Here is a 19912-nt window from a genome sequence, read left to right as displayed (position 1 = left end):
ATGGGTAAAAATTGGGCAATTGTAGTCGGGATAAATAATTATGACAACCTCCAGCCATTAAAGTATGCCAAGCGAGATGCTGAGGTAATGAAGGCTTGGTTTGAGGATGAAGCAAAATTTGACGAAGTTTTTCTGTTTACGGAAGATTCTCCGGCGATAAAAACAAATCCACCAATACAAACTCAGCCGACACAAGGTAGATTTAAACGATTTTTGAATGCACAGTTTGAAGAACCATTATTGAAAGCAGAAGATAATCTGTGGTTCTTCTTTGCAGGTCATGGGAAGCGCTATGTAGACCAAGATTACTTGATGTTTTTGGATAGTGATCCAATAGATTACACAACAGCTATCTCTGTAGATTATGTAACCCAAAGGCTACGGCGGTGTGGAGCAGACAATGTAGTGTTGTTAATAGATGCTTGCCGAGATGAAGGTGATCGCTCTGGGTTAGGAGTAGGGGCGCAGGAACAGAAGGGAGTGATCACCTTTTACTCATGTGCGCCAAGCCAAAAGTCTTGGGAGATAGATGAATTACAGCATGGCTCATTTACTTACAGCTTACTAGAAGGGCTACGAATCCAGGGAGAGGCAAATTGTGCCACAGTAGAACGTTTAGAACAATATTTGCGTTATAGAGTACCTCAATTAAATGCTTATTACAAAAAATCTGAACAAAATCCTTATTTAAAAGCGGAACCACCCTACAAGATGTACTACATCTTAGTAGAACAAGCAGCGAGAATAAAAGATGCAGAGTCGTTGAAATATCAAGCATTGCTGGCTGAAACTGAAGGAGATTTATTAGTAGCAGAGCAACTGTGGATCAGAGTATTAGCAGTATCTCGTGCTGATAGAGACGCAATTCGAGCAATTCAAAGGATAGCTCAACGCCAAATACAGCCTGTCAATTCGATTTCCGAGACTTTATCAATTACTCAACCTGTTGCTGCACCTGGAGGAGACAGAGCAGTAGTTTCTGAGCCTTTTTCTTACAATGAACTTACCAACAATGATTTATCTAACTTACAACTTGGTAGTGAGTTAATCAATGCTGAGTCTGTGAATTATGAAAACATATCTAATATAATTGGGGATAAAATAAGTAGTGACAATTGGGGTCATTTATTGATTTATCTACAGCAATGTGAAACTTCAGACTATATTAATGAACAATGTAAATTAAAAATAAAAAATTATATTGATAATTTAACAATCGTTTCAGAAACCTCCACTGTTGGTACTGATTATCCAGTATTTACTTATACACCTGGTAATATGAAAATTTTATTAGATGTATTTGCTATAGATTGCTTAAAAACTTTTGTCACTCAAAAATTGCGAGGTATGAGTTTGGATGAGCTATGGGTTTTAAAAGATAAAGCAGGTAGCATTCTTCTTCCGGAAATAAATCCTATTTTAGAAGAGCGTTTACCGGAAGAAAGACATATTATTATTGAAAATTTTATCAATTCTAACAATTTTAAGGATGCTAATTATAATGGAAGTAAACTGTCTAGAATAGCTTCTTATTTAAAACCGGAAGAATGGGAATCAATTTTAAAAGGTTTTTGTACTAATAGTCAAATATATGGTGCTTGGTATTGTCCAGATTATATTGGCAATTTATTTGAAAAAGACCTAAAAAATATTAACCTTATTCAACCCTATTGGTTGTGGTTTCGAGAAGAACTAAATAATATAAAATTCAATACGAATGAGAATATTGATAAATTAAAAAAACTAATAGATTCTCACTTAATATCCTAGTAAAAAGCTATTTTTAAGTAAACAAAATACTTATTAGATTTCTATACTAATCTTTTAATAAAGGGTTTTTAAATTACGAATGATTAAAATTTATATTTTAAATTGTGATACTGTCCAATTAAGCTAAAAACTAGAACTGGTATAGATTAAGTTGAGGAACGAAATTCAACTTACTATTCTTCTTAATTAAGCCATATTGTTTTAAATTATATATAACTAAATTTCTTGCCAATCAATCCAATTGCATCCTTTAGCATCATGTTGGCATTCTTGAGATGGCTTTTTAACAAGCCAGAGTTTCCAATCTTTCTGTTTCAGAGAATCAAATAGTTGTCTGACAGTTGATTCATCCTCTGTAAATTTATTTAAAGTGATATGCCAACACTTGCCACCTACTTCTTTGTGGCAGTTTACCTTACTATCAACTTTTACTCGTTTAAAATCTTTATTTTTTAATTGTTTGCCTAACTCATCTAAACATCTACTTTTGAAACAGACTGCATAGACTTTTCTTCCAAATTTATCTCGTGAGTTCGCCTTAATCCAATAATCCTTACCTTCGATCTTATTGCGAAAGCTGTATGCTTGGGCATTGTTAACTTCTTTCCATATCTCCGTTACAATAGACTTTTTACCTTGGTCTTGCTTGTAAGCATGAAAGTTACTAAACCCAGTGATAGTCACATGATAGCCGCCCCATTGCACATCTTTCTCATATCCTGGTGATAGATAAACAGCATATTCATGCTCTTCGATGACTTCACCAAGCACTCGCGCTCTCATATATTCTTTCTCTCCAAAGGCTCTTATTATATATCAACCTTTTTCTAGATTAAGTTTAATTGCTGGCAGTATGAGTATAGCCATCTTTGTGAAAATACGACTTACATTTGCGAGATAAATCTTTAGTAAGCCCACTACTGATTAATTTGGTTTTTAATCCACCAACACCCCATCCACCAACACCCCATCCACAATCGCAACCCCCCACTGCGGAAACTTCGCCAGCAGCTTCTTGATCACGATCTGTAAGGCAGGGTCATCCTTCCAGCATTCTTGGAGGAAGTCAAAACCAGGATTTTCCCCAACCAGAGAAGCCATCTTCAGTTTCTTCATTCGCAATAGTCTAACTTTGGATCTCATGGCGATGTCTTCAGTGGTAAACAACGCATCACTAGATTTTTGCACCTGATAATTGACTACAGATAGATTCCACTGCTTCTCAAACTTGCTGATGCTTGCCCTCATGCTGGCGTAATACTTGCTGTCTAGCAAATATTGAATTACCCACAATGGAGGGCATTCTCCAAGGTTTGCTCTATCCAACCATTCAAATATCTCACTTTGATTTAATGACACAGGCGCGGCGGAACTTGGTTCTTCATCACAGTCTTTCGGCTCAAAACCAGAGACTTGATTTTCAGCCAACAACGGAGCGAAATTACTTTGTTCTACTTGCCCCTGTGGTTGATCTGCGATCGTAGAATTTAAAGAAAATTCATTTTGGGCGACGGGTGCGACGGAACAAGTACCTTCATGAGGGAATATCGCTTTAACACTGCAATCCTGGTTTTCTCCTATCAATAAAGCAGATTCAGCCTGTACATCATCCACAAGCGCTAGCGTCGTGCAGTCCGTTGCTGTAGGCAATTCTTCAAGTTCTGACGCGCTTTCGATACGTTGAGGCGACGCGCCCCTCAAGGGCGCGTGAGCCGTTTCCTCTCCACGCGAATTTTTGTTTTGCGCGTCAGAACCAACTACCATACCAACAACCTTAGTTGGTTGTTGGTAGGTAGTTAACAGGTTGTTAAAAGCGTTGTTAGGATTTTGAAACCCTTGCAAATCCTCACTTTTTTGACCATTCTTTTGGAATGATTCCAAATCAGCGTGGATCTGTTCCACTTTGGGGTGGTTTTCATTCCGTCCGGGGTGGTTTACTTTCTCCCCGGCGCGGACGGCTTTCTCATCACAAGAATTGTTTTCCCCAGACGTGGACGATTCCCAGTAAAAGCGATTGTAATAACCGTGTAAGTTACGAACACGGTAGCCAATCAACCCAGGTCTACCGGAGGGCAAACGGCCAAACAACTCCTCGAACTGGAACAGTCCTTGAGCAGTCAACGCCGCCCCTGCTTTTTGCAAAGATTTGTAGGTGAGGTTAGTATCGAGTTTATGGGCAGAACCCCCGAATTGTTCAGCCGCTACAGAGTCTAACCAAAGCTGCTGCACAGATGGAGGCTGTTGACGAACCCAGTTGATATCCTCAATTGATACCTTGCAGTGTGGTCTAATCGATTTCTCTGCATCCGTCTGTTTGCGATCGCTTCGTTGTTTGCTACCACCGTTGATTGCTTTTAACGCTGTAGTCATATTCTCCTCCTAAATTTTTCCATGACAATCTGGGCGACATTGCACCCATGCCGCGTTTAAGTTTTTTAGCTATTTCAAGGCGAGTCTTTATCTAGGGTTCTCGTCTTGCCAGAATCGCAACTCTTCCCTGGAATAGCTTTGAGTCTTTTTCAACTCATTGCGCCAGTGATCCCAAGCTACTACCACTTTGCCCCCTACCTCGTCTACAACTTCGCCCCTCTGCAAATACAGAGTCCGGTACGGGTCAGCATGAGCAACAATAGAACCGATGCCAATAGTGCGCGGTTGAAGGGATGCGTTCTGGAGTGTGGAAATTAATTCTGTTTCCTGGGTGGTAAGTTCTGCCCAATAATCCGACTTAATCACCTCGTATTCTTGCGCCACTGCCCAAAACTCCTGCCAACTACACCCAGGTTTTGCAAGTACCTGCCGAATGTCACTAACCGCCTGGGGCAACATTGACAATTGTTCGGCACGGTAGGCGATCGCAGTTGGTGTCGGTTCACTCCCTAGAATTATGGCCGCAGCTTCAAGCGCTTGGGTATTGTTCATAGCACTGGCAAGGTTTTTCAAAGCCATACCCATGAGCCGCAGACATTCTTGTGCATTCTCCTTGGGGGGTTCAACAGCTAGCGATCGCAGATCAATTGTTTGCTCTAGTGCTTGCTTCACTTGTTTATTCAATGCTTTGGTCGCTTGCTGCGTGAGAGTATTTCCCCACTGTTGGACAGGATGCTTTTGTACGGCGTTTTCCAAATCCTGAATACGTTGCTGGAGTTGCTGATTCTCTATCTCCAACTGCCGTAGCGATTCCATCTCATCCAATCGCTGCTGCAATTGAATATTTTGCTCCCTCTGCTGCTTGTACAGGTTTTGCAGAGATTGTACTTGCTCTTGTACTTGGGCTTCGGCATTGGCAGTGGCTTCTGAAAGCAAGCCAATCCTCAATTCTTGCTCTAGATGCTCTAGCTCCTGCTGGTGTTGTTCCTTGAGTGCTGCGATCGCTTCTGTATATTCTGCGGGGTAAGTGCGCTCTCTGGGAAAGGGAACGCTTGGGGCATCTAAATCAGCATTGTTGATCAACAACCTCTCGCCATCAGCAAAAGTGACAATCTGTTGCCAGTGATTTGGTGCGTCTGCCTCAATGGTTCCTTCTTCCCCATACCTTGGGTGTGACTGTTGCGAAACTGTGACAATGGCTGATTTAGGAAGCACTGGTTCTTGAATTTTGGGAACCATTGGTTCCTGAACAATATGTTTTTTGCGTGGAAGTTGAGGAACCACTTTTTGGGCGGCAGCAGCAAAATCTGATTCACCAGGGGAGGGGTTATCTTTGAGAGCGATCGCTACAGCTTGTTTTAGTTTCTCTGGTTCCTTGACTAAACGAAGTAGCGGACGGGCTTGACGCTCGTTTTTGATGTGTCCCCCCAACTCGCCAACCGTGTCAATGACTTTCTTTGCCCCCAGCAGCTGATTGATTCGTCGGTATCCACCCCAGGCGTATAATTCACGCTGGCAGTATTCTTCAAAGTTTTTATAGCCAGCTTGCAGGTAAAGCTGTTGTTCCCTCATCTGGAGGATTTCATCTACCGCTTGCCACTCGAATCTATCGATGGCGGTGAAGGTTTCTTGGATGCTGGTGTTGACAACACTGTAATCGAGTGCTGTTGTTTGTTCTTTTTCTAGTGTCAGCATTTTTCTTGCCCACTATGGTAAATGCTTAAAAATTGAGGTGTTGCAGTTTAAGCAAAGTGAACAAGAGAAGCTGATTTGGAGGGTTTTTCCAAAAATGTGTCAGCATTATAGTTAGCTCACTTTGTCGTTAACGGATTGAGCAGGCGATCGCTAACTTTGGACGGTGGGCGATCGCTTCTAGTTGTTGTGCTATTTATCTAAAGATAATTCCAGTAGTTACTCCGATTGTTAGTTGCAACAAATACAATTACTAAATTTGTATACTAATGAGGCAATAACGTTTGCTTTATGCTAACCGCATCATTAGTAGAAAAATTATTCCATCTCTTGCACTAAAGCAGCTTTAACCTCGGCATCAAAATTTACACCAAGGGCATCAGAAAGCTTACGCAAAGTTTCACGCGGTAAAGACTTTGCATCTTCTGTTTCTATACGATAGAGGTTCCCAACACTCATACCAGCCTGGGCTGCTACCCAAGTTGGGGATAGACCCTTGGACTCTCTAATCTCTCTAATCCGAGTGCCTAGACCAGGCAAATCAACCGACAAAGTAACTTGCATTAAGTTCATAACTTCACTTCTCCATTAATGTAAGCAAATCATAGCGCTTCTTTCCTCCGTTTTCAAGCTTTACTTATTCAGCTTTACTTATTCAGTGAGACTTTACAAGCATAACTTATTAAGCTATACTATAAAACATGGGACAAGGGAAAGCAAACTGCCTGCACCCGGACGCAATAAAGGGTTTGCACTATCTGAACTTTGACAGCACAATCCAGAGTGACTGCTTGATGGAGTAACCGAGGCACTGGCACAACCAGAGAAGGCGAGGGGTACACAGCCGGAAATGGATATTGCACTGAATAAGAAAATACTGGCAGGACGGCGGACGACAGTTTGAAGCGTTTGAAGCCATACAGACCGCCTGATACGCTGTATCTCCTGTTTTGGTACCACTCAAATGCCACTGGCTTTGAGTCACAAATATATGGCTACGCCAAATCTAATTGAGAGCGTTGTGCTGAACCACAACGTTGTTTGCACACATAACAAAGGCAATCGCCCCTCCGACCAAGAAGTAAGCGATCGCCTTTTCCCCGATTAAGGAGATTTCTATTATGACGTATACAACACATACACAGCAAGCAATTCCTAGTTCTTCTGTTGATGAGCAAGCCCTCGCCCAAGCAGAACTATACAGCCACCTCGAAACCCAAGCCGAAGCTGTAGCCCCAACCCAAGATCCTCTCACCAGCAGAGATCGCCGCATCATTGGCGAGATTATCGAAGTGGAACCCGAATCAATTCGCACGATCTGGATCGAAGGCGGAATCACAGTATGGGTGCAGTTTGTGGAAGGCGGACGATTAGCCTTTGAGCGCGACTGGTTCGCAAAAAGAGTTGCAGAGGTAAAAGCGACTCTACCAGAAACACCACGGGAACGGAATCGACGACTGGAGTCCGAGTTGAAAAAAGCTTGCACTGTTTTTGGTTTGTACCACGGTGAGATTGATTATCTAGTATTCAGTACGAAAGTCTATCGCCAGGGCAAGTTAGTTGGCTTCGTTGGTTGGGATGAAGAGGGTTGGTACGCAAGACCAAGACAGTACGGACTCAATCGCGTGGCTCCGAGTGCAGAACAAGTGATTGCGTCGTTGGGAGTCCGAGCAGCAGTAGCGGCTTAGTTCTGGAAGTGAAAAGGCGATTGCTCCCCCAAGAGAAACGCAATCGCCTCCAAAATCTAATAGCCAATGAACAGAATCATGGCACAAAGTACAGCTTGTAACTTCTCCCTTCAACTAGATGACTGCCACGAGAAAATTCTCCTATCTGCTACAGATGCGAATGCAGAGGTGTAAGAAATCCCTAGTACTGGAAGCGAGAAAAAGCGATTGCTTCCCCTAGAGTTATGCAATCGCCTCTACAACGAAATTTAGACAATCGAAATCATCATGGCACACAGACTATGATTACCACATTTTCTCTTCAAGAAGCCCAGTCGGATGATCCAAGAGAGAGAATTCTCCTGCCTCCAACCGACCCCAACGCAGAGGTCATGGAAATCCCTGGATACAATCTGGTTTATGTTAACGGAGCTTGCCCCAGGAATTATCGAGTATACAAGGCTCACTCAATGATTGGGGTGATATTTCAGCATATTACGCACTGGTCTAATGGAGTGGATTCTCTTCAATACGCCGAGCCGGTTGATGCAGCAGTCGGACTAGATGATTACATGACGATGGCAAGGGGATCAAAAGCGACTACAGAGCGACCACTCACAGAAGAAGAGTTATTGGATAAAGAATTCGATTCGCTCACGAATGACGAGTGGGAGCGACTAAAGAGGTACGTTCCAAAAACTAAAGATTTGGTTGCAGCGTAAGGAAACGGGTGGGTAGGGCAAACCCACCTGTGTGGCAAGGAGCAAACTTAAATTTTATCCAAATAGAACACCACAATTCATCGAATAAATCAATGGAAGCGATAGAAATACTGAAGCAATTCAATTCGTGCTACGTAAATATTCAGGCAATCGCCCAAGATAAAACTTGGCTCTTGTTGATTGCTGATAAAAAGATTGACCCAGAAGCAGCCACTCACTTGGGCGATGTCCTGCACTACTTGAGTGAAGTAATGGGTTGTGTAGAAGAAATCGTTAAAGTCAAAACAATTCAAAATTACTGAACTGCTCACTTACGAATTAAAAGCAATTCCTGGCACTGTCATAAATAGCTAAGTCGAACACTATCCAGTATCAACGCAATTTTTAGCAACAAAAACGCAACTATGGAAACCATCAAAATCAACAACAGCGTCTTTCTCATTCCACCCAGCCAACCTAAACTGCAAGCGAATTGCGCTAAGGAATACGGGCAATTTCTTCTCGATTGTCCTCCAAAACTAACGATTCTAGAAGCACAAGCAGGCGGATATCTCATCCAAGGGCAGAATCAAACAACAATGCCACAAGGTAAAAAGCGGTAAACACTATTTTTGCTGATGTGGCTTTGTCAAGAACCTTGCTAACCAAGCTAAAGGTACGGCAAAAACAGCAGTGCTTAGGGAGCGAACTATTTCATATAACTGTGCAATTTGTAACTCACTGGCTCGACTCGCTACCCAGTTTAGAAGAGTAGAGTAAACCACTAACCAAGCAATGATTCCCAAAGGAGTAATAATTGCCAAAACTTTAGCTGTTTTCCCTGCCTTGGGGTAATGTCGCCAACGCAAAGCCAGCCAACAACCGATTACTTCTCCAATCCACCAGCCGACAAAAGAACCAATAAAAGGTGGCAGTAACCCTTCGAGTTCAGCATTCGGCATGAAGTTTTTTCCATAAGCAATCCCTAGATATATACCCAGGTTCATCAATACCACAGCTCCAGTTACACCTCCTAGAACTGCTGCTAAATATCCATTTCCTCGATTTGTGTGCAGTGCCATGATTCAATCTAAGACTTTTATCAAAAATATATTTGGTTTTAGACAGTTTTGATAGTGCTTTGAGTTCCTTAACAAGGATTGATACCAATGAAACAACTAACAGCTTCCATTCTCATTGCCGTACTACGAGAATTTACTACGGTTTGGAGCAAATAACAACTGCTGGCAAGAGCGATTTTTGAAAAGACTCAGCTTTGAGATGGTTGATACTAGCGAAAAGAATTAACAACCAATATATACCAGCCCCGATATCTTATGAAATTCACAACTGTATCTGTTAGCTACTCTAGGAAATTCAATCTAGGCGACTATGAATCCCTAGAACTAGGTTGTTCTTTATGGGCGCAAGTCGAGGATGGGGAAGACGCGGATGGAGTGACACAATTTCTCTATCAACAAGCAAAAACTTCGGTAAAACAAGCGGCAATGCCTGTGCTAAAAGCCTCAGAGTTTCAAATTACTAAGGCCAAATCTAGCAAAAAAGTCTCTGGTGATATCAATGAAAACGATTGGTAAGAGTTTGGAATTGACTAATGCAAGAATTAATCAAAGCTTTAATTAAAGCAAAAGCAGAGTTTAACCCCATTCAAAAAGACGGTACTAATCCTCACTACAAGCGCAAATATGCAACACTAGATGCTGTATTAGATGCTGTCACCCCCGGACTCAGTAAACATGGATTAGTAATAATTCAAACCACCGAAATCTTTGAAGGTAAAACCGTGCTACGGACTCATATTTTTCATGAATCTGGAGAAAGTATCACCAGCACTTATCCTTTACCTGAGATTGCTGACTCTCAAAAGTTTGGTGCGGCATTAACTTATGCACGGCGATATGCGGTTTGTGCAATTTTATCGGTGACTGCTGATGAAGATAATGATGCTGAAGGCGCAACTACTCCTCAAAAGCCTGAACAGCCACAGAATAATATTAGACCCCGCAAAGACAATCAACAGTATAGAGTCCAGCAACCAAAACAAGCTATAACTCCACCATCCATCAACCCAAAAGATTTGCGAGTCAAAGAAGTTCGCACACTTTTAAATTATCCACTTGATTTAGTCAAAGAATGGCTGCATTCTCGAAATGTTACAAGTCCAAGTGAGCTTGATTCTGTTCAGATTGATGAATTAGTAAAGACCATGTGTTTGGCTTGGGCTGGTAATAAGTTTGGACATCCGAACCATGCTGCTAACTCTTACCAGAAACAGGTAATCGATACTGTATTACGAGGTGTTGATGAGATGGAAGCAATTCAAGCATGGATGGAAGGTGCGCTTGCACAATTACCAGAACTTAATTGAATTAATCATATCTTCTCATAATACCAATAGGAAAAATATCATGCCGAGAAAATCTACTTACCCCACCTCTACTGACCAGTCCTCACTGTGCCTACAATATCTCGGTCGTTGTGGTGGTAGCGCTCGATTGTGTAGTATCAACTTTAGTCTTAGTGTGATTCAAATGTTGGTTAATCAAAGAAAAGTAAAGATTACCAATACAGGTGCGGGTTTCTATGTTCAATTGGAGGAATCTAAATGACTAACCACAAACAAGCTATTTACCAATCTCAATTAGACCACAAGAGTAAATTGGTTCTTCGCCGCCGTACTAAGAGAAGATTCAACCCCAGGATTTTTTTCGACCGCATCATAGAAACAACTGCAATTATCTCTCTGCTATTGACTGGCTTTTCGGGAGTTGGAGCAATGGCTTGCTGGGGGCTGGAGATTATTGAGACTAATAATCCCAACATAATAATCTCTGGTTGGGAGCAACAGAAAAATATTTGCTTGGGTGCAATGCTAGTAAGTTTTTCCGCATTCTTAGGGACTTCTTTAGTCGGAGCAAGCCTCAGTATTCAACGAGATAAATTTTAGGGAATAAACAACGATGGAAATCAAATTAACCACAGCAGAGATTCGGACTATTTTACAAGGATGTCAATATACGTTGCGGCTTGTGGGGAGTAGTCGAGATTATCGTAAAATTCAATCGTCAGAACACTTTTCTACCTCAAATGATGTTGTGCTAAACGATGCTTTCAGTATTTTGGGAGAAATAGTGGACGCAATCGAGCAGGTAGAGCAATTTTCTCAACAAGGAGAATCAAGTCATGGAACAGGAAATTAAAAATGCAATTGGTTTGGACAATCCTGAACTCGTAATAGAGTCGAAACCAAAACCTGAACCTGAACCAAAACCAACAGTAACGATTTACGACTTCTCTTCTTTGTTATCTAAGCATGAACCATCGAAAAAACAAAGATGAACACAAAGCAATTGATTCTTAAATCTGCCATTGGAGTTTTCGCATTTTCCACTATTCTGAGTGGCTATCTGGTGGTTTTCGGGCAAAAGAAACCGAACTATTTCAACATTACAATACCTGCAAGTGCAGCGAGGCTGGCTTTGTGTTTCAGCATGATGGGAACTGGATTAACCATGTTTATTAGTAGCCGGATTGAGGCAGCGCAATTTGAAGAATCGCTAAAACCCAGACCTGTGCCTCTTCCGTGCCGAGGTTGCAGGCATTTCCACGGGGTTGTCTACAACGGTGTGTTTCTCAATTGCGCCGTTCATCCCAAAGGCTGCTTCGGTGATAAATGCCCCGATTGGCAAAGCTCTCGACTATCTAAATAAGTAGGAGGAACAAATAAAATGACGTTAACTCTGAATAATCGCTCTCGAAACAAAGAATCGTCCCTGACGCAAGCATTACGACAAATACAACAGCTAAACTCCAAAATTCAAGAGTTGGAACAGCAGCATCAAGATTATGTGCAGAAGCAACAAAATTTAATTCCAGCGATCGCTGAGATTTGTATTTCTCCGATCCAGGAAGTACAGGCGCTGCGGATTCTGATTTATCGGGGAGAAGCAGCTTGTCGGCAGTACTTGCGTTCGGTGTTGGTGAAGCGAAAGAAGGCTTTGTGAAGAGGAATTCAGCATTCAGGAATTAAATTATTACCAAAGAAAAGTTGATACCCCTCTGTGGAATGTAGTGCAACCTATAACGGAAGCTTATCATACGTTCACTGATATAGATGCGATTAAAACTACATACTGATGACGACAAATGACTAATAATCAGCAAATTGCTTTCCCTCTGATTCAACAAGAGCATATTAAACGTCTAGGCACAAACAAATTAGCCCTGCTCCCTACTTACCGTCAACAAAAGCCTCTTGTAAGAAATTCGAGTTTGAGTGTTCGGATTCTAAACACAATCGCAGTTGCCTCTATTGCCAGTAGTTGCTTGTTTGGGATAGGCACACTTTCCTGCTGGGGTTTAGAAATTATTGAGGCGAACACAAAATCAATTTCCCAGAGCAAGCAATATGAATGGCAGATACGAAAACATATCTGCTTGGGCTGGATGCTTGTCGGGTTTTCCAGCTTTGTTGCTAGCGCTTCATTTGGTGAAAAGCCTCAGCGACAAACCAATGAATAGTACAGTATCAATTGCCACAGAACAGCAATCTTTCCTTTGTTTAATAACCAAGCAACACAGTTTAGATATGAAAGTACCTCAAATGATCGTCACAACAGTTCTAGCAATCACCTTTGGATACATTGGCTCTCAATACTTCACTAAAAATATTATGTATATCATAGGCGGTGGAATGATTGGAGTTGGTGCAGTAGGGTATGTTATTGTGCCCAGAACCAAGGAAAAACCAACTCATATACAACAAAAGGAGCCTGCGGAAACTAGCCATCACTAAGCGCAATAGTTCTTAGATGAGAGCAAATGCTCCAAAAATTAATGAATTGTCAAGTACAAACTCAAACTCACGCTGAGATTTTTTCACTAACAGCTTGATATATGATTTCTTTTTTTAACGAATCTGCTGCAACTGCTGCAATAGTTTCCCAATCTTCTTGTTTTAATAACAATCCAAGAAGTTCGCGCAGTATCTCTCGATTAGAAATGAATTCTTCGCCATAAAGTTCATCATTTTCCAGAGTAGCAAGTATGTATTCTCTTACCTCTGGTGTCGGCAGTCTAAACTTTTCAAGTATTCTTTCTCTTGCAGTTTTTACAGCAATTTTCGTAGCTGTGCCTAAATTCCAATTATTTAGCAGCAATCGCACTTCTCTATTTAGAGAAATACGCAACGTTGTGAAACGTCCCAAAAGTTCTAGATTACCCACTAAGGAGCCAAGTGCTGACCCCCAATCTAACCCAGCCCCAATATTTCCACCAACTTTATCCTCAGCTTCAACAGCTTTTTTTAAGCATTCTTCATCAAATAATTGACTCATTTAGCTTTACTACCTTATACAGAAGAACGGCGAACTCCATACTCAAAGTAAACTAGATCGTCATAATCTTCATCTTCTCCCACATCAATCATTCCTTGGTTGTCATAGAATTCTTCTACTCCAGGTAGTGAATGTAACCCTACTCTCCCCTCATAACCTAGCTCTAAACTGCGAGTTCTGGCAAACGCCAAGAATGCAGTCCCAACACCTTTCAATTTTGGCAGACGTTGGATATATGCCCGATTCCAGGGTGCGGTAGCGATACCATCAATGTATACCAAGCGTTTTCCCTCTTGTAGACGAGAACCGTGCATTTGGGTTTCAATCAGCATTAACCCTTGAGTTTCATCTTCGTATTCAATCGCATAGCCTTCACGGTTTGCTTGTCTATTAATGACAAACTCCAGTTTAAATTCCCAGTCCCAAAATTTATCTGATTGGTCGTGCAGGTTCAATTGTTCTTTCCACTTGTTGGCATAATCATCGACGTGCTTTTGCAATAGCTCCACTAAATCTGCTTCCACAATCGTGTTATCTTGACCGCGAATTAGTTTTACCAAAGGAAGCATTGCACCAAAATTACCCATGAACTAATTGTATCAATCTCATTAATCAGCATTATGCTCTGTTTCTTGCAACCAACTTAAAATAGTCAGCGCTAACTCCCAGGATTCGCGCCGCTCCCAATTAGGTAAGTGATTCAGTACTTGTACAAGGAATATTGCTGGGTTTTCCAATTCTCCGCCACGAGCCGCAACACCATCTCTAACGAGCGCCCCCAAAGTGGCAGCTTGATTCCCTTTATAGTCAGGTTGTCTCTTAATTTCATCAACAATCCAGTCCGGTACTGTGATTGTTTTAAATCCTGATTTCGGCATACACAACAGAGAAATAATATAAAGATAGTACGGCAGTTGACGTTATGTTTGCAAATATTTTTGCGGTATGGTACGTTAAGCTCAAGTCGCAAGTGACAAGTCGCAAGTCGCAAGTAAGTTTTGTAACGAGGATTTAGACCCCGCCACAAAACTTGCGGCTTGATAAAAGCCTGGGACTTAAACTGAACCGTTTGAGAGTTCTTCACTTGCGACTTGCGACTTTGTTAAAAATGGAATACTCCCACAATAGCTTCACAAATAGTAGGAGCAATCAAGTATGAAAAATATTGGTATTAAGCCAATACATCCTAAAGAATTTAAAAGAGTTCATAATTTTTCGACTTACCAAATGAGCCGTTTGTCAGGTTACTCAGTTGAGGCACTAAAAAACTGGTTAGCTGATGAAAGTAGTTCCAGATTTGTCGAACCAAAGCCGTATGTACTTAACCATTTTGGAGCGATTCATAGTTACCTATTAAGAAGTTAGTGTTTCCCAAACACTAAGCCATTAGAAAAACCCTCCCCACCAGTCGGTGGTTTTTTTATTATTAGTATTATCAGTACCGGAACTCAACCGGAATTCAATCGGAACTCAGCAGGAATTCAATCGGAATTCAGTCGGAACTCAGTCGGAACTCTAGGAGCCGAAACCATTGCTAATTCAGGGAAGCTGTGTAGTTGAACAATTGTTAACACGAGAGGAGGCAGCTAAGAAATTGGAGCCATCAGTTGGAATTAGACAGTTCCAAAAGTATTTAGACTTAGCTTCTTTGTACTTGCCAGAATTTGAGGATTTTCGGGACGAAGATAATGGAGGGCTAAACGGACGAGCGAAGTTGACAAACTGGCATTTACCTGTGCTTCAAAGAATTAGAAGTTACGTTTTAGCCAAAGGTTCTTTAAAGAAGGTAGCTATTGAATTAAAAAATCACCCCGAAAAGTTTTTAGGAGCGTAAATCATGATTGTTAAAGAATTCGCACAAGCTCTCAACAAAGTACCAGGAAAAGTAGTTGATGAACTACGCCGTCAATATCCAGAGCAAAAATGGACGGTCGATTCACTAGTTCCAGAGGAGATTTTAGCTAGATTTCGAGACATTACCAATAGTGAGAGATTACAGCCTGAACAATCACCTATAGCAGATATACCCGAAGCTACAATCACCAAAGCTGATGAGGCAATTCAACAAGCCTCATACAAGTTGACTGCGGCTGATAAAGAGACTATTTCTGGTGCTATAGCCGTCCAAAATGAGCAATCTAAGATTTTGGGTGCATCAACTGGTGTCACCGGAGCTTTATTGTTCATGGAATCCTTGATTGGAGCCAAAGGGACGGTGTTGGATGCCTTTGCCGAGCAATCCATGTTGGAAGTCGATAACCAGATTACCGAGATAGATCAGAGTTTGATTAATTTGGCAGAAGAAGCCTCAACAAGATTGGGGGAGTCGATCCGAAAAAAGGAACAACTCAAACTACGACTCAATTCGTTACGAGAGAGAGTCAGTTCAATGGGGACACAGATCCGATTTTAGAAGCTTATAAAACAGTGGCGGCATTGTTACAAATCCAAAATGAAACTGTCGCCACTGTTGCCGAAATCCGACTGCTTCAAAAACTATTAACTCATCAAAGGAAAAATCAAGTTATGGATATTCTCAGTACCGGATTGTTTGCTACTTCAGTTGTTGGCGCTTTAGGTGGCAGTGCATATCTCGTTGGTAGCGTTGTCGCTACTGGATTAATCGGCAGTGGGGTGTTTATTCCCCTGGGATTACTTGTTGGTGCAGGATTGACTTTTCTGGGACGGGCATCAAAGTAATAGTGATGGGTGGGAGTGTTTCATAAAACTGTTTCACGAAACTGTTTCATGAAACGTTTCAACGGTTTCATCAATGTTTCAGGGCGTGAAACAGCATGAAACAGCATTCCCCCGCGTGAAACATCAAACGTGAAACATGAAACACCAGCTAATTCCTTGCTCGAAAGCCTTTATGGGCGAGATTGTTTCACGAAGCTGTTTCACAGCACTGTTTCATGAAACAGTTTCAACGGTTTCATCAGTGTTTCAGGGCGTGAAACAGCATGAAACAGCATTCCCCCAGCGTGAAACGTGAAACGTGAAACATGAAACACTAGCTAATTCCTTGCTCGAAAAGCGTTATGAAGGGTAGTGTTTCATCCAGCTGTTTCACAGCACTGTTTCACGAAACTGTTTCAACGGTTTCATCAATGTTTCAGCATCGTGAAACATGAAACGCCTCATTTTATGTGTGAAACAGGGGAAAAATTTGTAGTAAGAACGCGCTATAACACAGTAGTCTCATGTATAAGAAACAACTGTACTTAGCTTTGGCTGGTGTTGGCATTTGCATATTGCCTGTAATCATCCCCTTAGTACCCAAGTTGGGGGCTTATGCAGAGCTTCAACGGCTAAAAGCCTCAGAAGAATTAGAACGTTCCCGCATAGAAGAACGGGCTAAAACCAGTGATGCCTTGTATGAGGCGGGAGTCATGCCCACAAGTCGCAAGTTGAGAATTACCAATTACTTTGATAGCGCTAAACGCAATCCCAGACCAGACACAACCCTTTATCAAGATGATGAGATTGTTGATGTCTTTGATGCTTCTGGGCGCTGCATAGGTCGGATTGAAGAAGGAATTTGGAAGTGGAAGCACAAAGCCAAAGAGATTTGTAAAAGCGTTCAAAATATCAAACCAGTGAGGAAAAAGTAATGGCTAATAGTTCATCAAGTGCGGAAACTAATAGTACTGGCAACAGCGATAGTAAGCCTAAAGGTAAGAAGCGATCGCTTGGTGAAATCATCGATTTTTGTGCCAAGGCTGTTGTGATGATTGTTGGTTTACCTATTAGGGCAGCCGCCGCGATTGTTAATCAGTTTGTTGCTAATGGAGGTGCAGGTCGCGCGTTAGTTGGAGGGATTTTATTTATTGGCGGTTCCATGATTAGTGCTGATTCAACTTGGCAATTAATCTTTCAAGGCCCGCCTGTTTTTGCCTGGTTTGAGCCGTCTTGGAATTGGCTAAATGTGCCGTTTGCACTGTTTAACCCGTTTTCTTACCTTGCATTCATAATTTCTATCGGTGTTCAGGTAATTGAAGCCCACGCCTTACGCGGTAAGAACCCAGACTCAGCACGACGGGAACTTCAAGACCACATGGTTTATGACCTTGAAACCAAGCCTAGTGGCAAGATTGACTTAGTAGGCCAACTCTGGGCGGATTACAAAACCGCAGGTATACGCGATCGCTCTAGCGCAGGGCTGGTTGTGATTGCGGTTTGGGTGTTCGATATTGTCACCACCTTTGCCGCTCGTAACCCATTTGAATTTACAGCCCCATTCATGATTTTGGGCTGCATATTTTTTAACATAGGCACAATGATGGCAGGCGAAATTGGGTTCGCTATTTGGCGGTTGACCAAAGATTAAAGTGAGCGCCGCTCTATAACTCTTGAGTCGAGCGGCTTCTTAACTCAATCAACAGGGCATTTCTTTTATGCAAAGTAACAATATCCCAAAAATCACAACTAAAGAAACTGAACATTTACGCGAATCATATCCTAGCTTGTCTCACTTAGAAGCTGGAAATATCGCCCAATGGCTGCAAGAGAGAAAAGATGGATTATTTGAAATGGCACGGGCATCTGAGAATGAAGCAGACATGACCCGTGTACTTGGTTTGTTGGCTTCTGGGATTGGAGCAGTTTGTTATGCGGTTAACCCTTTGGCACTAGTTGGTGGTTTAGTCGGTGGTGCTGCATGGCTATGGTTTGTTGTCGAACACTCCAACCGCACTAAAGAAATTGCGCCTTTGCCTTTTGTGCGTGGTAATTTTGTAGATGCTCTAACTCGTGCTGGGGATTACGATGCTAGGAGGAATTATCAAGCGGATCATCTTGCCAATACTGTTAAATTCCTGGAGCGACAATCAGCAGAAGAGTACACCTTTCTTCATGCTGAGTTTGAAAATATTGTCCAATATTTAACCCAAGTTGAACCAGGAAAACGTTTTTACGCTTATCGCTGGATGTTTGGCTGGTTTAGCAAGCTCAAGGGTCGTCAGCTACCCACTTATGAAAGCATGGCTCTCCATTTACAGGATGTGACGGTTGATAGCCGAGTGAATCGGTCGGAGATCAGTGCCATCGCACAGGCAAACGTCCAGTTACCACCGACCGTAGATATCAAACAGTTTCAATCGCCACAGGTAGATATTGGGAAGATGAACCAAGCTGCGGAGCTTTCTAGACCTACAGAGTTACAACCATCTTCCTCTGATGGGCTTGTACCAGAGACTATAATTAATATCCCTCTGACTAATAGGGCAAACGCACTGATCGCTGCTTTAACGAAAAGTGGATTCCAAGTAGAGAATATGATGAGTTCTCAAGTCATTGCGATCGCTGGTACTCAGCGAGGTGGCAAGGGAACCTTAGCAGCAATCTTAGCAACATTATCAACTGCACTTGACCCTGGATTGAATACCCAATACTTTACAGCCGGGGTGGACGTTTACCCCTTTGCCTGCAACTTGACCTCTGCCCTTAAGTATCCTGATCAAGATGCGGATGGGGCTGATCAACTCGTCGCTCGTGATTTATTGAAATTTCTTAAAGGTTTAGATGGAAGCGAACCTTACTCCCATAAAAATTTACTGCTAGTAATTGATGAGGCGATGCGGTTGCTGTCATTGTTGGAGGAGAGCGATCGCACTTGGGCAATTCAATATTTACTTTCTCGCTTCGCTAAGTCTGGTGGTACATTAATTATCGTCTTGCATGGTTCTAACCTGACAAGCGTGGTTGGTAAAGCTACGGCTGGGCTGGCAGACACCTTTAAGCAATCGGTTAACTTTATTGGCTGTGTAGCTCAAGCGGTTAGCGCTGGTGGTCTACGCAAAATGAATGTCGCTAGTGGAGAATATTTCAAAGCCAACCCTAATAACTTTGGAGAACCTGTTAGCGGTGGCAATCTGGGCATGATTCCCGAATGGCTAAAGACCCATTTACACCCAGGCAATGGACAACCAGATCCAGCTAGAACATTACTTCAATTCTTCCCAGAATTAGTTCAACAGCATGAAAGGGCAGTCATACCCAGAGGAGAGAAGATTGCCCCATCAGACGCAGTTAATCATCTGGAGTCCATTTTTTCAAAGCCTTATCAAGAAGTGGAATTTCTGGAAGTAGAAGAGAGCAGTATTTCTGAGGCTGATTTAGACCAAATTGTGGCGATCGTTGCAGCTACTGCTAATCCTCCAGCTTCTTTTGCGGCTATCAGAAACAGCCGCAAGTGGGGCGAAGAGAAAAAGAGTGTTCTTTACTTGAGGAATGCCTTGTCACAATTGATTGACACTAACCGATTGTGCGGAAATGAAAAAGATGGCTTCAGCGTTTTTACCATTAATCACTAATATTCGTCACAGTTCTCGTTGAGTTCCGGTCGAGTTCCGGT

29 protein-coding genes are annotated in these 19912 nt (G+C 42.1%); 21 read left to right on the top strand and 8 right to left on the bottom strand.

Annotated features, from left to right (window positions below; translation table 11 throughout):
* Complete coding sequence (locus ABF638_RS11710; protein ID WP_435022890.1) at positions 1-1770, top strand: caspase family protein; 1770 nt, start codon at positions 1-3, stop codon at positions 1768-1770.
* A 216-nt stretch (positions 1771-1986) separates the two neighbouring features.
* Here ABF638_RS11710 and ABF638_RS11705 read toward each other — a convergent pair whose 3' ends face one another.
* The 4 genes from ABF638_RS11705 to ABF638_RS11690 form a co-directional block, all read right to left on the bottom strand.
* The gene (locus tag ABF638_RS11705; protein WP_435022889.1) at positions 1987-2553 is read right to left on the bottom strand and encodes a hypothetical protein; all 567 of its coding nucleotides are present in this window, start codon (positions 2551-2553) and stop codon (positions 1987-1989) included.
* Positions 2554-2706: 153 nt separating this feature from the next.
* Positions 2707-4140, bottom strand: coding sequence for a hypothetical protein (locus tag ABF638_RS11700; RefSeq protein ID WP_435022888.1), 1434 nt, complete (start codon positions 4138-4140; stop codon positions 2707-2709).
* A gap of 87 nt (positions 4141-4227) precedes the next feature.
* Positions 4228-5835, bottom strand: coding sequence for a hypothetical protein (locus ABF638_RS11695; protein ID WP_435022887.1), 1608 nt, complete (start codon positions 5833-5835; stop codon positions 4228-4230).
* Positions 5836-6150: 315 nt separating this feature from the next.
* On the bottom strand, positions 6151-6405 hold the full coding sequence (locus ABF638_RS11690) for a helix-turn-helix domain-containing protein (RefSeq protein WP_012413141.1): 255 nt from the start codon (positions 6403-6405) through the stop codon (positions 6151-6153).
* A gap of 548 nt (positions 6406-6953) precedes the next feature.
* On the opposite strand from ABF638_RS11690, the gene ABF638_RS11685 reads away from it, so the two are divergent.
* From ABF638_RS11685 to ABF638_RS11670, 4 genes are all read left to right on the top strand, one after another.
* Complete coding sequence (locus tag ABF638_RS11685; protein ID WP_435022886.1) at positions 6954-7520, top strand: hypothetical protein; 567 nt, start codon at positions 6954-6956, stop codon at positions 7518-7520.
* A 224-nt stretch (positions 7521-7744) separates the two neighbouring features.
* Positions 7745-8221 (top strand): hypothetical protein, encoded by a 477-nt coding sequence (locus ABF638_RS11680; protein ID WP_435022885.1) that lies wholly within the window; start codon positions 7745-7747, stop codon positions 8219-8221.
* An 8-nt stretch (positions 8222-8229) separates the two neighbouring features.
* Entirely contained in the window at positions 8230-8523 is a 294-nt protein-coding gene (locus ABF638_RS11675) for a hypothetical protein (RefSeq protein ID WP_435022884.1), read from the top strand.
* Between the two features lie 102 nt (positions 8524-8625).
* The gene (locus ABF638_RS11670; protein WP_190735630.1) at positions 8626-8823 is read left to right on the top strand and encodes a hypothetical protein; all 198 of its coding nucleotides are present in this window, start codon (positions 8626-8628) and stop codon (positions 8821-8823) included.
* A gap of 3 nt (positions 8824-8826) precedes the next feature.
* Here ABF638_RS11670 and ABF638_RS11665 read toward each other — a convergent pair whose 3' ends face one another.
* Complete coding sequence (locus ABF638_RS11665) at positions 8827-9282, bottom strand: hypothetical protein (protein ID WP_435022883.1); 456 nt, start codon at positions 9280-9282, stop codon at positions 8827-8829.
* A 255-nt stretch (positions 9283-9537) separates the two neighbouring features.
* On the opposite strand from ABF638_RS11665, the gene ABF638_RS11660 reads away from it, so the two are divergent.
* The 9 genes from ABF638_RS11660 to ABF638_RS11620 all read left to right on the top strand — a co-directional run bounded on the left by ABF638_RS11660 (position 9538) and on the right by ABF638_RS11620 (position 13016).
* On the top strand, positions 9538-9798 hold the full coding sequence (locus ABF638_RS11660; protein ID WP_435022882.1) for a hypothetical protein: 261 nt from the start codon (positions 9538-9540) through the stop codon (positions 9796-9798).
* 17 nt (positions 9799-9815) lie between these two features.
* Positions 9816-10589: an ERF family protein gene (locus tag ABF638_RS11655; RefSeq protein ID WP_435022881.1), complete on the top strand. Its 774-nt coding sequence runs from the start codon at positions 9816-9818 to the stop codon at positions 10587-10589.
* Between the two features lie 40 nt (positions 10590-10629).
* The gene (locus ABF638_RS11650; protein WP_435022880.1) at positions 10630-10830 is read left to right on the top strand and encodes a hypothetical protein; all 201 of its coding nucleotides are present in this window, start codon (positions 10630-10632) and stop codon (positions 10828-10830) included.
* Positions 10827-11168 (top strand): hypothetical protein, encoded by a 342-nt coding sequence (locus ABF638_RS11645; RefSeq protein WP_435022879.1) that lies wholly within the window; start codon positions 10827-10829, stop codon positions 11166-11168. Before ABF638_RS11650 ends, ABF638_RS11645 begins: the two co-directional genes overlap by 4 nt.
* A gap of 13 nt (positions 11169-11181) precedes the next feature.
* On the top strand, positions 11182-11421 hold the full coding sequence (locus ABF638_RS11640) for a hypothetical protein (RefSeq protein WP_179076902.1): 240 nt from the start codon (positions 11182-11184) through the stop codon (positions 11419-11421).
* The gene (locus ABF638_RS11635) at positions 11405-11560 is read left to right on the top strand and encodes a hypothetical protein (protein ID WP_435022878.1); all 156 of its coding nucleotides are present in this window, start codon (positions 11405-11407) and stop codon (positions 11558-11560) included. Before ABF638_RS11640 ends, ABF638_RS11635 begins: the two co-directional genes overlap by 17 nt.
* The gene (locus ABF638_RS11630) at positions 11557-11931 is read left to right on the top strand and encodes a hypothetical protein (protein ID WP_435022877.1); all 375 of its coding nucleotides are present in this window, start codon (positions 11557-11559) and stop codon (positions 11929-11931) included. Before ABF638_RS11635 ends, ABF638_RS11630 begins: the two co-directional genes overlap by 4 nt.
* Positions 11932-11949: 18 nt before the next feature.
* On the top strand, positions 11950-12225 hold the full coding sequence (locus ABF638_RS11625; RefSeq protein WP_435022876.1) for a hypothetical protein: 276 nt from the start codon (positions 11950-11952) through the stop codon (positions 12223-12225).
* 404 nt (positions 12226-12629) lie between these two features.
* Positions 12630-13016, top strand: coding sequence for a hypothetical protein (locus tag ABF638_RS11620; RefSeq protein ID WP_435022875.1), 387 nt, complete (start codon positions 12630-12632; stop codon positions 13014-13016).
* A 67-nt stretch (positions 13017-13083) separates the two neighbouring features.
* On the opposite strand, the gene ABF638_RS11615 is transcribed toward ABF638_RS11620, so the two are convergent.
* The 3 genes from ABF638_RS11615 to ABF638_RS11605 are packed head-to-tail and all read right to left on the bottom strand — an operon-like array spanning position 13084 to position 14435.
* Positions 13084-13557 carry a hypothetical protein gene (locus ABF638_RS11615; RefSeq protein WP_435022874.1) on the bottom strand — a complete coding sequence of 158 codons (474 nt, stop codon included), beginning with the start codon at positions 13555-13557 and terminating at the stop codon, positions 13084-13086.
* 14 nt (positions 13558-13571) lie between these two features.
* Complete coding sequence (locus ABF638_RS11610) at positions 13572-14126, bottom strand: GNAT family N-acetyltransferase (RefSeq protein ID WP_435022914.1); 555 nt, start codon at positions 14124-14126, stop codon at positions 13572-13574.
* Positions 14127-14165: 39 nt separating this feature from the next.
* The gene (locus ABF638_RS11605) at positions 14166-14435 is read right to left on the bottom strand and encodes a hypothetical protein (RefSeq protein WP_435022873.1); all 270 of its coding nucleotides are present in this window, start codon (positions 14433-14435) and stop codon (positions 14166-14168) included.
* Positions 14436-14712: 277 nt separating this feature from the next.
* Here ABF638_RS11605 and ABF638_RS11600 point away from each other — a divergent pair, with 277 nt between their 5' ends.
* The 7 genes from ABF638_RS11600 (at position 14713) to ABF638_RS11570 (ending at position 19871) form a co-directional block, all read left to right on the top strand.
* Positions 14713-14922 (top strand): hypothetical protein, encoded by a 210-nt coding sequence (locus ABF638_RS11600; RefSeq protein ID WP_179076898.1) that lies wholly within the window; start codon positions 14713-14715, stop codon positions 14920-14922.
* Positions 14923-15088: 166 nt separating this feature from the next.
* Positions 15089-15391: a hypothetical protein gene (locus ABF638_RS11595; RefSeq protein WP_094346789.1), complete on the top strand. Its 303-nt coding sequence runs from the start codon at positions 15089-15091 to the stop codon at positions 15389-15391.
* Between the two features lie 3 nt (positions 15392-15394).
* Positions 15395-15970: a hypothetical protein gene (locus ABF638_RS11590; RefSeq protein WP_435022872.1), complete on the top strand. Its 576-nt coding sequence runs from the start codon at positions 15395-15397 to the stop codon at positions 15968-15970.
* 14 nt (positions 15971-15984) lie between these two features.
* Complete coding sequence (locus tag ABF638_RS11585) at positions 15985-16257, top strand: hypothetical protein (RefSeq protein WP_179070133.1); 273 nt, start codon at positions 15985-15987, stop codon at positions 16255-16257.
* Positions 16258-16760: 503 nt separating this feature from the next.
* Complete coding sequence (locus tag ABF638_RS11580; RefSeq protein WP_435022871.1) at positions 16761-17171, top strand: hypothetical protein; 411 nt, start codon at positions 16761-16763, stop codon at positions 17169-17171.
* A complete protein-coding gene (locus tag ABF638_RS11575) occupies positions 17171-17887 on the top strand; it encodes a hypothetical protein (protein ID WP_435022870.1) in 717 nt (238 codons plus the stop codon). Before ABF638_RS11580 ends, ABF638_RS11575 begins: the two co-directional genes overlap by 1 nt.
* A gap of 67 nt (positions 17888-17954) precedes the next feature.
* On the top strand, positions 17955-19871 hold the full coding sequence (locus ABF638_RS11570; RefSeq protein WP_435022869.1) for a hypothetical protein: 1917 nt from the start codon (positions 17955-17957) through the stop codon (positions 19869-19871).
* Positions 19872-19912 lie beyond the last annotated feature (41 nt).

Source organism: Nostoc sp. CALU 1950, assembly GCF_051172895.1.
GTDB lineage: Bacteria > Cyanobacteriota > Cyanobacteriia > Cyanobacteriales > Nostocaceae > Nostoc > Nostoc edaphicum_A.
Note: the sequence above shows the minus strand (reverse complement) of the source record. Positions and strands in the feature narration are given on the sequence as shown.